At 54.8% G+C, this 14,465-nt stretch carries 13 protein-coding genes and 1 tRNA gene; 12 read left to right on the forward strand and 2 right to left on the reverse strand.

Going from position 1 to position 14,465, the window contains the following annotated elements; translation table 11 throughout:
* The first annotated feature begins 62 nt into the window (after positions 1–62).
* From Yoon_RS04575 to Yoon_RS04610, 8 genes are all read left to right on the forward strand, one after another.
* Positions 63–140: transfer RNA gene (locus Yoon_RS04575), tRNA-Arg, on the forward strand.
* A gap of 407 nt (positions 141–547) precedes the next feature.
* A complete protein-coding gene (locus Yoon_RS04580; RefSeq protein WP_238110551.1) occupies positions 548–1,906 on the forward strand; it encodes a serine/threonine-protein kinase in 1,359 nt (452 codons plus the stop codon).
* Positions 1,907–2,107: 201 nt separating this feature from the next.
* On the forward strand, positions 2,108–3,376 hold the full coding sequence (locus Yoon_RS04585; RefSeq protein ID WP_238110974.1) for an extracellular solute-binding protein: 1,269 nt from the start codon (positions 2,108–2,110) through the stop codon (positions 3,374–3,376).
* A 72-nt stretch (positions 3,377–3,448) separates the two neighbouring features.
* On the forward strand, positions 3,449–4,330 hold the full coding sequence (locus tag Yoon_RS04590) for an ABC transporter permease subunit (RefSeq protein ID WP_238110553.1): 882 nt from the start codon (positions 3,449–3,451) through the stop codon (positions 4,328–4,330).
* 9 nt (positions 4,331–4,339) lie between these two features.
* Positions 4,340–5,215: a sn-glycerol-3-phosphate ABC transporter permease UgpE gene (ugpE, locus tag Yoon_RS04595; protein ID WP_238110555.1), complete on the forward strand. Its 876-nt coding sequence runs from the start codon at positions 4,340–4,342 to the stop codon at positions 5,213–5,215.
* A 10-nt stretch (positions 5,216–5,225) separates the two neighbouring features.
* Entirely contained in the window at positions 5,226–6,263 is a 1,038-nt protein-coding gene (gene ugpC, locus Yoon_RS04600) for a sn-glycerol-3-phosphate ABC transporter ATP-binding protein UgpC (protein ID WP_238110557.1), read from the forward strand.
* On the forward strand, positions 6,260–7,270 hold the full coding sequence (locus Yoon_RS04605; RefSeq protein ID WP_238110559.1) for an endonuclease/exonuclease/phosphatase family protein: 1,011 nt from the start codon (positions 6,260–6,262) through the stop codon (positions 7,268–7,270). The genes ugpC and Yoon_RS04605 overlap by 4 nt, the downstream gene beginning before the upstream one ends.
* 74 nt (positions 7,271–7,344) lie before the next feature.
* Positions 7,345–7,623: a hypothetical protein gene (locus Yoon_RS04610; protein ID WP_238110560.1), complete on the forward strand. Its 279-nt coding sequence runs from the start codon at positions 7,345–7,347 to the stop codon at positions 7,621–7,623.
* Here Yoon_RS04610 and Yoon_RS04615 read toward each other — a convergent pair.
* Positions 7,620–8,075 carry a hypothetical protein gene (locus Yoon_RS04615; RefSeq protein WP_238110562.1) on the reverse strand — a complete coding sequence of 152 codons (456 nt, stop codon included), beginning with the start codon at positions 8,073–8,075 and terminating at the stop codon, positions 7,620–7,622. The genes Yoon_RS04610 and Yoon_RS04615 overlap by 4 nt on opposite strands.
* A gap of 234 nt (positions 8,076–8,309) precedes the next feature.
* Between Yoon_RS04615 and Yoon_RS04620 the strand changes: the two genes are divergently transcribed.
* From Yoon_RS04620 to Yoon_RS04635, 4 genes are all read left to right on the forward strand, one after another.
* Positions 8,310–8,948: a sugar transferase gene (locus tag Yoon_RS04620; protein WP_238110564.1), complete on the forward strand. Its 639-nt coding sequence runs from the start codon at positions 8,310–8,312 to the stop codon at positions 8,946–8,948.
* Between the two features lie 90 nt (positions 8,949–9,038).
* A complete protein-coding gene (locus Yoon_RS04625; RefSeq protein WP_238110566.1) occupies positions 9,039–9,296 on the forward strand; it encodes a hypothetical protein in 258 nt (85 codons plus the stop codon).
* 1 nt (position 9,297) lies between these two features.
* The gene (locus Yoon_RS04630; protein ID WP_238110567.1) at positions 9,298–10,884 is read left to right on the forward strand and encodes a hypothetical protein; all 1,587 of its coding nucleotides are present in this window, start codon (positions 9,298–9,300) and stop codon (positions 10,882–10,884) included.
* Positions 10,885–10,918: 34 nt separating this feature from the next.
* Positions 10,919–12,517, forward strand: coding sequence for a YjbH domain-containing protein (locus Yoon_RS04635; RefSeq protein WP_238110569.1), 1,599 nt, complete (start codon positions 10,919–10,921; stop codon positions 12,515–12,517).
* A 2-nt stretch (positions 12,518–12,519) separates the two neighbouring features.
* On the opposite strand, the gene Yoon_RS04640 is transcribed toward Yoon_RS04635, so the two are convergent.
* Positions 12,520–14,331: a Wzz/FepE/Etk N-terminal domain-containing protein gene (locus Yoon_RS04640; protein ID WP_238110573.1), complete on the reverse strand. Its 1,812-nt coding sequence runs from the start codon at positions 14,329–14,331 to the stop codon at positions 12,520–12,522.
* Positions 14,332–14,465: the final 134 nt, after the last annotated feature.

Consider the following 14,465-nt stretch of genomic DNA (forward strand, 5'->3'; position numbering starts at 1 on the left):
ATCCTTGCCGTTAGCACGTTGACAAAGCAAGGGGAATTGACCGATACAACGCTCTTAGGTGCGGGCCGTTAGCTCAGCTGGATTAGAGCAGGGAACTTCTAATTCTCAGGTCGGGGGTTCGAGTCCTCCACGGCTCGCCAATTCTTGCTACGAAACCGCGCTGATTCTCTCGCAGAGAATGTAATAATAGGGCTTCTAGCCCAAGAGTAGCCCTCTGTGATCGCTCGGATGTTTAGAAAACATTAAATATTTTGCCCTATTGATATGTGCAAGAATTTTGATGTCCATCAAAGATGACGTCACGGTAGCCGGAGGCGGCGGAATGCCTTAATTGCTGACCTTTTTCTTTTGGCTAGGGCTTTGTTCGGACAGGGATTTGCAGCGAAATGGCGGCGTGACGTTGAAAAATAGGGGCCATAGTTACTATTGGTCGTACCGTTTATCCGGCGTGAGTGCCTTGACATTGTTGTAAAATCGGTTCCAATGAACCCAAGTTCCATGATTTAGTACCTTGTTTCTCTTTACCAGCTGAAACCTAGGACGTCCTATGGAAGAAACCCGCATCATCGATTCTGCAGAGGTCTATGAAGACCAGGGGCAAGCTTTGCCTGTCGGGTCAGATTTGCTTGGAGGCAAGTTCAAGATCGACCGGCAGATTGGTAGTGGCGGGTTCGGCATTACCTATTTGGTCCGCGATATCTATCTGGAACGCGGCGTCGTCATAAAAGAATGCTTTCCAGACGCGGTGAGTTTCCGTTTTGGGAACCAAGTGCGTGTGAATTCTCCTCGTTTTGCGGAGCATTATCATAAGAGCGTTAAAATGTTCATGCGCGAGGCGCGCAGCATCGCAAAGCTACGTCATCCCAATATTGTCAGCGTGCACCAAGTCTTCGAGGAAAATGAAACCGCCTATATGGTGCTTGACCTGATCCATGGGCGCGACTTGATGGATATCATTGATGACGACGATGACAGCGCCCTGCTGAGCCCCGATCAAGTGCGCGAAATTGTGGTGAAGATGCTTGATGCAATGGACCTCGTGCATAAGAACGACCTGCTGCACCGCGATATTTCCCCAGATAATATCTTGCTTGATAAATGGGGCAGCCCGACCTTGATCGATTTTGGTGCTGCCCGCGAAGATGCGAGCAAGGCGCCGACGAAAGCGTCGACAATGCTCGTGGTTAAGGATGGGTATTCACCGCATGAGTTTTACATTGCTGGTGGCAAGCAAGGGCCGTCCAGCGATCTATATGCGCTGGGTGCCACGATGTATCATCTGATTTCTGGTGAATCCCCGCCAAATAGCCAGACCCGTGTCGCCGCGTTGACCAATAATGATCCCGATCCGTGCGTTCCACTTGTCGGGCGGTTCCCCCAATACGATCGGGCCTTTCTTGAGGCCATCGATAAAGCCATGCAGGTCGCGCCAAGAGATCGCGTGCAATCAGCGTCGGAATGGCTCAAGCTGATCGAACGCGACGACAGTAAAGTCAAATTCGTCAAAATTCCCGAAGCGCGCAGTCTGAGCAAAACACTGACCGAACTGATCGCGGAAACCAATAAGCACGTTTATAGCGCGCCTAAAAAGAGCCGCGAAAAGACCGTGCTGACTGGCGTAACGCCGGTGAAAAAAGTTTCGCGCCCTGAGTGGATCGAAGAGTTCAATCGCGAAAGCCGCGAATCTGATGAACGCCGGCGCCAAGAAGAGGCACGTGCCGCCGCAGAGGCCGCCCGCTTGGCGGAAGAGGCGCGTTTGGCCGAAGAAGCGCGCATCGCACAAGAGGCCGCACAAGAGGCTATACGTGTGCAAGAAGTAGAGGCGCAAACACTAAAGGCTGTCGCCCAAGAAGGCAGTGCAACGCGCGGTGTTCTGGATTGGGTGCCGCGGGGCAAGCGCCACTAGCGCCGCGTCGGCCATCATGACTTCACCGTCGGCTTTGACGCACACGATAGGATTTTGTTTTTATTTACAAATAGTTCATAGAACTGGCACAAAACTGTGTGTCAGGTCCCATACCTGACCCCTGCTGATAAGGGGCTACTGCGCCCTTTAAAAATAGGGAAGCAAAGTATGAAAACGACATCCGTAATTATCGCTGGAGCGATGACCGCTGCGCTTGCAGGTCCGGTCGCGGCCCAAACTGAAATCGAATGGTGGCACGCTATGGGCGGCAGCCTAGGCGAAACCGTGAACAAGATCGCGACAGAGTTTAACGCGAGCCAAAGCGACTACGTCATCACACCTGTCTTCAAGGGCAGCTATGAAGAAACTCTGACCGCTGGCATCGCCGCATTCCGCGCGGGCGAACAGCCGAACATCTTGCAGGTGTTTGATGCGGGCGCAGCCACTGTGATTGGCGCAAAAGGCGCGACGATCCCAGTCCAAGATTTGCTGGTTGATAATGGCATCGCATTCGACATCGAAGACTACATTTCTGGCGTGCGTTACTTCTATGCGGACAGCGATGGCAAAATGATCGGCATGCCGTTCAACTCGTCTTCGCCCATCATGTATTTCAACGTTGACGCGCTCGAAGCTGCTGGCGTAACCGCACCTATCACTTGGGAAGAATTCCAAGACGTGACAGCCCCTGCGCTGCTCGAGGCTGGCTATGTACCGCTCTCACAGTCACACATGCCATGGATCTTTACAGAGAACTTCTTTTCACGTCACAACCTGCCGTTTGCCTCTGCAAACAATGGGTACGATTCAGCTGACGTGACAATCAACATGGATGCGCCAGAAATTCGCGACCATTTTGAAGCCTTCAAAGGGTGGATCGATAACGGCTATGCAGGTTTCTACGGCGCAAGCTGGGACGACAACGCGACGCCATTCCAGCAAGGCGAAGTTGGCATGTGGCTTGGGTCTTCAGGATCATTTGGTGGTCTGCAACAGACAGCTGAATTTGAATTCTCAGCAACTTACCTGCCATATTGGGAATCTATCACAACAGAGCCAACACAAACCTTTATTGGTGGCGCAGCCCTGTTCGCGATGTCTGGTCAGCCTGAAGAAGAAAACAAAGCAACTGCTGAATTCTTCCGCTTCCTGACGTCACCAGAAACGCAATACATGTGGCACAAAGAGACCGGTTATGTGCCGATCACTGAAGCGGCTTACGACGTTGCAAAAGAAGATGGTCACTACGACCGTTTCCCCGCAGCCGAAGTTGGCATTCAGCAATTGTCATTGCCTGCTGGCGAATGGACACGCGGTTACCGCATGGGTTTCTATGTGCAGGTACGTGACGTGATGAACCGCGAATACACACGCTACCTGACTGGCGACACATCGCTTGAGGATGCGTTCGCAGCCATCAAAGAAGAATCCGACGAGCTGCTGGCACGTTTTGCACAAACGCAAAACTAAGCGCTCTTCATCACCATCGGCGGTCGCAGCAATGCGGCCGCTATTTGCATTCTCGCATATCAGGAATTCGACATGAAACGTGCGGCGTTCTCGCAGCCTTTGATGCCAGTGGCACTGTTGTTGCCGCAACTGGTTATCATCGCTGTTTTCTTCTATTGGCCCGCATGGGAAGCGATCTATTCATCGTTTTTCTTGCAAGACCCATTTGGTTTTGGGTCCAATTTCGTTGGGGCAAACAACTATACACGGCTGGCGACATCGTCGGAATACGCCAAAGTCGCGGGTTTCACGGTATTTTTCACCGTAATCGTCACGGTCTTGTCGCTTGGAACCGCGCTTTTGCTGGCGGTAAAAGCTGACAAAGTCGTTCGCGGCGCGAAAACCTATCGCACCTTGTTGATGTGGGTCTATGCGATCGCACCGCCCGTTGCTGGTTTCTTGGGCGCGCTTTTGTTTGATCAAAACATCGGACCGATCACGGATCTTTTCGCCTTTTTCGGCTATAATCTGCAAATCGGGCTGAACTATAACGACACCGCATTCGCGATGATTGTCGTCTCTGTTTGGAAACAAATCCCGGTGAACTTTATCTTTTTGCTCTCGGGGCTTCAGTCGATCCCGGTGGCCGTGCGTGAAGCTGCGCTGATTGACAATAAATCAGGCACGCGACGGTTTTGGGATATCACCTTTCCGCTGTTGGCTCCGACCGCGTTTTTCTTGCTGATCATCAATATCACCTACGCGTTGTTCGACACCTTTGGCGTGATTGATATCATGGTGAAGGGCAACCCCGCGTCCAACCCGATTACCCTTGTTTACAAGGTCTATACTGATGGGTTCCGTGGCAGCGATTTGGGCGGGTCATCTGCGCAATCGGTTGTCTTGATGGTCCTTGTTTTGGCGCTCACGGTGATGCAGTTCCGCATGCTTGAACGCCGCATTCACTATACCTGAGGGGCTGACATGACAAAAATCTCACACAACAAAAAGCCTCTCCGCCTGAGCACAGTCGTAGATCACGCGATCTTGGTGATCGGTGCATTGGTGATGTTGTTTCCAGTCTATCTGGCGTTAACGACCACCAGTCACGACAATATCACCTTGTCGCGCGAAGGGCTGAAATTTGGTTTTGGTGACCAGATGGGCGTAAACTTTTACACGGCCATGTTTGAAAAAGGTGGGTTTACCGAACAGATCGACGGCACCAAAATGTTGATCAACTCGCTGATCCTTGGGATCGGGTTCGCTATTGGTAAGATCGTGCTGTCGATGGCCGCCGCCTATGCGATCGTCTATTTCCGTCTCCGGTTTGCGACCTTTGCATTTTGGATCATCTTCACGACAATCTTGCTGCCGCTCGAGGTGCGCATCCTGCCCTCTTACGAGGTGGTCACTGGGCTTGGTATGGCCAATACCTATGCGGGTCTGATCGTGCCACTATTGGCGTCGGCCACGGGTACGTTCTTCTTTCGGCAGTTCTTTTTATCCGTGCCCGAAGAACTGGTCGAAGCGGCGCGCATAGATGGTGCTGGGCCGGGCAAGTTTTTCATTGATATTCTTGTCCCGCTGTCGCGCACGATGATTGCCGCGATCTTTATCATCATGTTCGTCTACGGCTGGAACCAATATCTGTGGCCAACCCTGATCACGACAGATGAAAGCCTGTTCACATTGGTGCGTGGGATCAAGCAGATCACCCAATCCGTCTATGAGGGCAATACGATCCCCGAGTACGGTCAAGCCTGGGCGCTTGCGATTATCGCAATGTTACCGCCCGTCTTGATCGTGATATTTTTCCAGAGCTGGTTCGTTAAGGGCCTCGTCGAATCCGAGAAGTAGGAAGACCAAGATGGCAACCGTAAGCGTTACCGATATTTCGAAAACATACCCCAATGGGGCCCAGGCTGTGCATCCTGCCAGCTTTGACATCGCCGATGGCGAATTGATCGTTCTTGTTGGCCCGTCGGGCTGTGGCAAATCCACCTTGTTGCGCATGGTGGCAGGGCTTGAAGACATCACAACGGGCGACCTGCACATTGGAGCGCGCTTGGTGAATAACCTTGATCCCGCCGAGCGCGACATCGCAATGGTGTTCCAAAACTATGCGCTTTACCCGCATATGAGCGTGGCCAAAAACATGGCCTACGGGTTGAAAAACCGTGGCGCGAGCAAGGAACAGATTGTCGCCAAGGTAGACGAAGCCGCCGAAATGCTAAGCCTGACGGCTTTGCTTGACCGGCGCCCAAGCCAGCTGTCCGGTGGGCAACGCCAGCGCGTGGCCATGGGCCGGGCGATTGTGCGCGATCCGGCCTTGTTTTTGTTTGACGAACCTTTGTCAAATTTGGACGCCAAGCTGCGTCACCAAATGCGTGTGGAAATTCGGAACTTGCAACGGCGTTTGAACGTGACGGCCATGTATGTGACCCATGATCAGGTCGAAGCTATGACAATGGCAGACCGCATTTTTGTGTTGAATGCAGGCAGGATTGAGCAGATCGGCACGCCGTCGGAAATTTACCGCAAACCGGCGTCGACCTTTGTGGCATCGTTTATGGGCGCGCCGCCGATGAACTTGCTTTCGGCGCAATCGGTCGGCGGGCAGGTGCAAATCGGCGGTGTCGCTCTTGGGCTATCTTGCGCTGATGGGGATGTCACTGTGGGCATTCGCCCCGAACAGGTCGCCGTCACACAAGGGGGAACAATCCCCTTTAAGCTGACTTTAGTTGAAGAACTTGGCGCGAGCCGCCTTTTGCATGGAACAGTTGCGGGGCAAGATTTTGTAGTCAATGCGCCCAATGATGATGCCGCTTTGGCGGATGATCTGATGCTTGATTTTGCGCCTGATGCTTTACACCTGTTTGACGCGCAGACCGGGCAGCGCCTATGACAAAAACGCTGCCCAAACTCACCCGCGTCACGGCTGAAGAACGCGCGCAAATTCTAAGTGCGCCCACCACGCCCGAAGCGCACCGCGCCTTGATGGCCGCGATCCCCGCGATGAACCAGATCGAAGTTGGGGGACAGGCCGCCGACCAGATCACCGGCCCAGTGACGGTCGCTGCATGGAACGTTGAACGCTGTCTGTTCCCGGTGCCAACCGCAGATCACCTGCGTCCATACGCGCCCCAAGTCATTCTGATTTCAGAGGCCGACAAAGGCATGGCGCGCACTTCGCAGCGCAATACGATGGCTGATATGGCTGCGCATTTGGGCATGGGCTATGCTTACGGGGTCGAATTTCACGAGCTTGATCTTGGCGGTGCCACGGAACGCGCCTATTGCGCGGATGATTTCAACGCCGATGGCTGGCACGGCAATGGCATTATGTCATCGGCACCGTTTGAGCGTTTGAAATTGATCCGGCTTGACGATCACGGGCATTGGTTTGCCCCGGATGCAAACGCAGCTGATCCGGGGCAACCGCGGCTTGGCGGGCGGATGGCGATCGCTGCTGTGATCAAAGTTGACGGCCAAGATGTTTGTTTTGTCTCGACCCATCTGGAAAGCAATGCGGGGCCGGCGCACCGTGATATGCAGATGGTCCGGCTTTTGGATGCGATTGATGATTTTGCACCAGGGCTTGCTGTGGTGATCGGCGGGGATCTGAACACGGGCAATCACATGCCGCCTGATTTTGATTGGCGCGCAGAAACCCTGTTCGCGACAGCGCGGGCGCGTGGTTACCATTGGGATGCAAACGCTGACGGGTTCACGACCCGCCCTAGTCTGATCACCCCGCACCCCGAACGAACGATGAAGCTTGATTGGTTCTGTTGCCGAGGTCTCACCGGTTATGACGCGCATATCCTACAAAGCGTTGATACAAATGGTCGGCCGTTGTCAGATCACGACGCGGTGCTTGCCTCTTTTCAACTGACCGTCCCCGTTTCATGAAATATTAAAGGCTCATGCAATAGAACTTTTTCCCGGTGTGGTGGTCTAACTGACCGTAATTAAGGGGAAAATTGATGAGAATTTTATTCGTTTTGGGGGCATGCTGTGTGACCTTTTATGCTGGGGCAGGCATTGCGGATACGCGCGATGACCTGATCGCAATTCCGCAGGTACAGGCGGCCTGTACGCCTTATGGCGTTGCAAATGCCGCCTATGATGCGCAGGGCCGGATTGTGGTGACGTGCAATGAAGATGCGACCGCTTTCGTGCCTGCGCTGGGTGGGTTTGGCCCGGTGCTGAGCCTTGTTGCCTCTATGGTGGTGGCGGGGAATACCACACCGCATACGCATTAGCAGGGGGCGTAGCCCATGTTGATCAGCTGGGTACCGGACAATCGGTAATATCCCGTGATCCGGTGTCGCGCCGTTTCCAAAAACCATCCGCGCAGCGGGACACGGTATTGTGCGGCCATAACCTGTGACCAATGCTCAAATTCATCTGGTGGCAAGGGGCGCCCGTGGCGGCTGGGGCCATGAAACCCAAACACGGTGTCAGCGCTGATGCAAAGATTGTCGGCCCCCAGATAAAGCGTGCAAGATGAATAGCAAATGCGCCCGCGCAGCTCGATACGGGTGCGGTCGGCATTGGCCTGCGCAACCGCCAGCAGACGTTCCCCAATTGCGCCCCCGCGATCATTTTGGATGATCAAAGCCGCGCGGTCTTGTGCCAGAACGGGCCCGCCGCCAATCACCAAGACGACAATCGCGGTCTTTATGAATTGAACGGCATGCAAAAATTTGGGCATTGGGGCTCCATGGCTTGGGGCGACCATTAGAATTAAACGCATACAGGTTAAGGACTGATTGCGCCCTCTAGAGCCCAATATGCGGGGTGGTTAACAGAAAAGACCTGTATTTCGCCTCGCCCCATACAAAACACACAGTTTTTTCGGCTGGCATTAAACAATGCTTAACTATGAACCCGCAGGTTTACTCTCCGAAGCGGTTGCAAAACTGCACTTGGTAAATGGTGAGCCGCGATGTTCGATTTTCACAATGACACAGCCTTTGTTGCAAGGGCTGATCGGCCTAATAGAGCCGCTATTCCGCGCACAAAGTTTATTTTCGATCGCACGGTTGCATTGCTGCTATTGGGGCCGCTTGCTGTTTGCGCGGGGGTCCTTTTATTGCTGAACCCATTTCTTAACGCGGGGCCACTTTTTTTTGTGCAAGAACGCATGGGGCAGGACTGCAAACCTTTTACCATGATTAAGTTCCGGACAATGCGCGTGGCGGATCAGACACGCGGCGCTTTTGACCCGCTCGATACGGATCGCGTGACGCCCTTGGGGCGGTTTCTAAGGTCTTCCCGCATTGATGAGCTGCCGCAGATCATCAATGTTTTGCGCGCTGAGATGAGCCTGATCGGGCCGCGCCCTGACTGTTATGATCATGCGCGGGTCTATATAAATGTGATCCCTGGCTATGCGGCACGCCAAGCTGTGTTGCCCGGGATCAGCGGTTACGCACAAACCGAATTGGGCTATATCGACGATGCCGATGCGATGCGCCGCCGTGTCGCTGCGGATTTGTATTATCTTGATCATGCGAGCTTTGGTTTTGATCTGCATATTGCTTGGCGCACCTTGGCAGTGGTCGCGGCGCGGCGCGGCGCGTAGCACCGTTGCGACGTGCAACGTGCGGTGGGCGCACGGCTTAGTAAGGTTCCCTGTCTAGGCATGGTTGGGTCTTATTAACCGGAGCATTCCATGTCTGACCCATTTGATTCTGATTACGTCAACCTGACATCGCCTGCGGTGTCACATTTCCCAATTTCCCCGGATGATGCGGCTGACCTGCCAGTGCGCCCCCGCGCGATTTTCGTCAACGCGGGCGGTACGGCGGTACTGCAAGACAAAGACGGCGTGGTCGTTAGCTATGATCTGACAGCGGGCGCGGTGCTGAGCATCCGGCCCCTGCGGGTACTGGACACGGGCACAACAGCCCAGTTGATCGCGTGGTACTGACGTGATCGGTCTTGAACTTTCGCCCGCTTCTACCGCATCCGCACCTTCACAGCCTTTGGCGGGGTTCTTTGCACGCGGAGAGGGGACGCATGTGGCACTTGCACAGGCGCCCGCTGGCGGGCTGACAATCTGGACCGAGGTCGGCGTAGGTGTCGCCGCCGCAATGCGATTGGACGCAACCGATGCGGGCAACCGTTATTCATGGCGTGAAACGTTACTGACAGAGCTGCACAATATCTACCCGATTGGCGATCTTGCGCTAACCGGATCATGGTCGCAGTTGCAATCCTCTGGTTCAGGCTTGCAGGGAAGCTATACAGGCAACCGGGCGATCAGCACATCGTCGCTGACCCCTACAGCATCGGTGACGGTGGACCGTGCTGCGCCCTATGATCTTTGGGTCTATTTCACCGGGCGCACAGGCGGCGGTTATTGTCGCGTGGACATTGACGGCGCGCAAAGTTTAGTCAATGAAATTGTTGATCCCGCAGGGCTGGGGTTTAAAGCGTTCTCGACTTACACGGCCGTCGATTTGGACCGCAGGCAGGCAGTCAAAGTCGCCAGCGGTTTGACAGGTAGCCATTTGGTGAGCCTTTCCAATGGTGGTGCAGCCAGCCCCGGCGGCAATAACTTGATGATCGAGGCCGTTGGGATCACAGGCAGCTTAGACGACCCGCGCATTTTGCCGCCTTCTTGGGTGGCATCAACGGCCTATACAATGGGCGATGAAGTCCAGCACGGCGGGGTTTTTTATACGGCGCGCGCGACGGGGACCAGCGGCATGACCGCACCTTCGCACTCCGGGGGCATTGCTTCAGATGGGGGGGTGGATTGGCGCGCAGATAATCGTCCGAGCTATCCAAAGCTCGTTGCAATTGATTATGCGTCAGAACGCGAATATGCGGCCGAATTTTCGATTGCTGGAAATACCACTATTTTGGGTGGGCAAACGCATGGCAATGAAAGCCTGATCTCGCGGAGCATCTTGCTTGATGGCGCGGTATGGACACCTGCGCAGGGTACAAACGGACTGTCAGTCGGCACAACTGTCACAATCACTGAAAACACGACTTGGCAGCGGGCCGAAGGCGGCGATATCGGTGAATGTCAATTGCTTCGTCGTATCACGCCTGGCGAGGCCCGCCATGATATCACAGTGATTGGCACAGGTGCCCAAGCAAATTTTGCGTGGGCCTATGTTGGAATGGCGCCATTTGTACATTGGGATGGTGAAAGCCAAAACCTTGTCTTCGAACAGGTTTTACCAGCCGGGACCACGGCCATTGACCTGCATGTCTACGATGGCGTGAACCCTGCGAATATTGATATCGCGGGTGTTTCGCGGATTGGGATCACCGGGGAATTTGGCTTAAATTCAGTCTCCTATGGCATTGAAGCCGGGTCAACGGCTGTAACGGGCAACGTGCTTAATGGTTTTGACACTATTTTGCGGCCTAATCTGGACGCCAGCACCGCAAGCGGCGGGTTGGATTGGATGGCAAAGACCTATGTAAATGCAGGCTCGTTTTCTTTTGGAACGGGGGATGCCTTGGGCTTTTACAGCCGGCATGTTCTGCGCGTGCCCTAGGGGAGGCCATCGCCATTGGTGAAAGCGGTCGCTTATGCGGTATTTTGTTTTATGGGTTTTGATAGCCATTTGGCCGATCGCCGGACAGGCGCAACACTATAATACTTACGGTATGCCGGGTCTGATCGACATGCCGGTGGCCAGCTCTGCCCCTGATGCAGAGCTGGCTTTTTCCGTTGCGACGTTTGCCAGCCAATCGCGGGGCAGCGCGACATTTCAGCTGTCTGATCGGATGTCAGTCAGCCTACGGTATGCCCAGTTGAAGAACCTGCATGATATAGATGGCCGCTCCTACGATCAGATTTTTGACCGCAGCTTTGGCCTGCACTACCGGCTGTTCGACGAAACGACGCACCGGCCTGCGGTTGCGATTGGGGTAAATGATTTTGTCGGCACGGGGATCTATGCGGGTGAATATATTGTGGGAACCAAAGCACTCTCGCCTCAGATCAGCGGCACGATTGGGCTCGGCTGGGGACGGCTGGCAAGCCACGGCGGTTTTCCCCATCCGCTTGGGGGTGCGCTGGGCGACCGCCCCGATGTCCCAATCGGAGAGGGTGGGGCCGTTACCACCGCTGCGCTGTTTCATGGTGATACCGCGGTGTTTGGTGGGCTCACATACCAGCCGCATGATGATGTGACGGTCATTCTTGAATACTCATCTGATGGCTATAGGGCTGAAAATGGCAGCGCGTTCGACCATCAAAGCCCATGGAACCTTGGGCTGAGCTATTGGCCGCGCCCTGATCTTCAGCTATCGGCGCAGTATCTCTACGGCAGCGAATTTGGTCTGAGCGCCAGCTACGGATACAATCCAAAGTCAGCACCTGTTTTACGCCCGCCTTCGGTGCAACAGGCGGGCCCGTTCGACTGGCAGATCAAACCCTATATTGTGCCCAGCTTGTTTGACCCTGATGCGCCGCTGCGTGCTGATTTTGGGCTTGCGCTGACTGGGGAATGGCGGATTGCACCGGGTGTCACTGCGGCTGGGGATTTGCGCCAACATATTGCGGGAAATTTGCATAGAATAACCCGCGAATCCGATAGTGTGCTGCCACATGTCCGTAGCGATTTTGCCAAATACAGCCGTGAGGGTGATCTGGACCTGAATAGCCTAACGCTTGCTTGGTATGAACAGCCGTATCCTAACGTCGCCACGCGGTTGACGCTCGGTTTGCTTGAAGAAATGTATGCGGGCGCATCCGCTGAAGCGCTTTGGCACCCCCCCGGTAACGCGGTTGCCTTAGGCGTCGAATTGAATGCGTTGCAACAGCGCGGCTACGAAAGCGATTTTCGGCTGCGCAATTATCAAGTGCTGAGCGGACACGGATCATTTTACTGGGACGCGGGCGGCGGTTATCATGTGCAGGTGGACGCAGGGCGCTATTTGGCCAAAGACTGGGGCGGAACGCTGACCCTTTCGCGGCGGTTTGAAAATGGCTGGTCTTTGGGCGCATTTGCGACCCTGACGGATGTCTCATTTGCAGAATTTGGTGAAGGATCGTTTGACAAGGGGATCATGTTTACCATTCCGCTTGGAGAGGCAGGGGCATTGTCACAGACCATTCGCCCAGTGACCCGCGATGGCGGTGCGCGTGTGCATGTTGATGGGCGGCTCTATACGATTGACTGAATTCAATTGGTGAGCACAATCAAGGGCTGTTGTTTCGCGGCAATTTGGCGAAGCGCGGTTTGCGCAGATTCCCAATCGCGGGTGCGCGTTTTGCGGTCTTGCAGAGCGATGACCACGACGTCGCTTTGCGGGGCGATTATAGCCGCGTCGGGAAACCGACAAATGGGCGCGGCGACAATGATGACATGGTCGTAGAGGGTGCGCGCAGCGTTCAAGAACTGTATGAATGCGGGCCTACTGAAAAGGTCCGCCGGGCATTCTGAGGGGGCGGAAGCGCGCATGCGCGTGACCCCTTCTTGATGGTCTGGCGTTGCGATTGGGTCGCCTGATGCAATGATATCCCTGATGGTCGGGGTGTTATTGCACGGGCTTGATTGCGGCATGCTCTCAGCCGCGATCAGCAGCACTGATCGTTCGAGCCGCGCAAGCGATTGCGCTAGAACATCTGCGGCCTGGGTATGCCCATCTTCGGCCCGGCAGGATGTGACCATAATGACCTGCGCGGGGGCGGCTGATTTGTGTGATAGAACGGCTGTGCGCAATTGGTTTGCTGCGTTTTGCGCTGGGCAGTGCAGCGCAGATCCGTCGAATTTGGGGGCAGCAGTCGCGGGCAGATGCGCGACAACAGGCCAATCTGCCTGACCCGCAAGGGTATCGCTTTGGATATGGCGCTGCCTTTGCAAAAGCACATATGCAGCACCCAAAGCCGCCCCCAGCAATGCGGCAATCGCGAGGATATAGGTCTTGCGCGGCGCCACATAGCGCCCCGGTGTGGCCGCAGATAGGACGCGGGCCGTTGGGGTGTCGCTGTCATGGGCAATTTGGACCTGCTGCAATTGCGCTAAAAGCGTTGTATAAAGCACGCGGGTACTTTGTGCTTCGCGGCGCAACTGTTGCAGTTGGATAAGCCCTTCGGATTGTGTTGCTAACTCCGCACCTAGCCGGTCTTGAAGCGCCTGTAATGCGGCGATTTGCGTGGCATTATCGGGGGATTTCTGGGCTTCGTCCAGACGCTGATTGGCATCGTTGAGCTGATGGCTGAGCCGATCAAACAGGGTTTCATCCGTCATCTGCCCGGCCGAGAGCATTGCATTGATCGCGGCTTCTTTGGCCTGCAAGTCTTGCTGCAATTGTGAAACACGCTGCGTTAACCGTGCGACAGAGGCATCTGTTTCGGTAACACGGGCGCGCAGCTGATCCGCGAGATATGCTTCGGCGACCGCGTTGGCGATGGTTTGGGATTTGAGCGGGCTTGTTGTCGTGGCGGTTACCGTCAATAGATAGGTGCCGTGTTCTGGTCCCGTCCGCAGCATGTTTGACAGGTTTTCAATCGTCTTGTCGCGCAGATCGCTTTGTGAAATTTCGGGCGCGGGTTGCCCCAAGATCAGCGCGCGGGCACGATCACGGATTCCATTGATCGACAAGGGGGTGGCGGGCAACAGGTAGCGATTGAACTCGGGATCGCTTTCAAGTTCCAGCGTGTCGATAACCTGTTCAAGGATATGCCGGGACTGCAAAACGGCCGCTTCGGTGTTTAGGCGCGTCGGGCTGATTTCCGAAAATGCGGGATCACTAAGCTGCGGATCCGCGAGTTCGAGTTTAAGCGTTGTGGTCGCTGCATAGGAAGGAACAGCGCGCGCAAACGCATAATATCCCGCGAGGATAACGGCGCAGATCACCGTGAAAATAATGATCCATTTACCGCGCCAAAGGCCAAGTAACAGGCCCGCGACGTTAATCGGCGCAACGGGTTGATAGGCACCTAAGCGAAGGTCAGCCCGGCCCGCGACTCTGTCAAAACTACGATTTGTCATAAATGTCAGTGCCTTTTGTCCTGCAACGATAGGCACCAATTGATCACATCAGGGTTAACTGAAAATTAATCTCAATGAACGACGACTAAACGAAAGCACGGCAAAGTTAACGGGCCGCGATGGGGTGCGGATAT

The sequence above is a fragment of the Yoonia sp. I 8.24 genome, from assembly GCF_022096995.1.
Lineage (GTDB): Bacteria > Pseudomonadota > Alphaproteobacteria > Rhodobacterales > Rhodobacteraceae > Yoonia.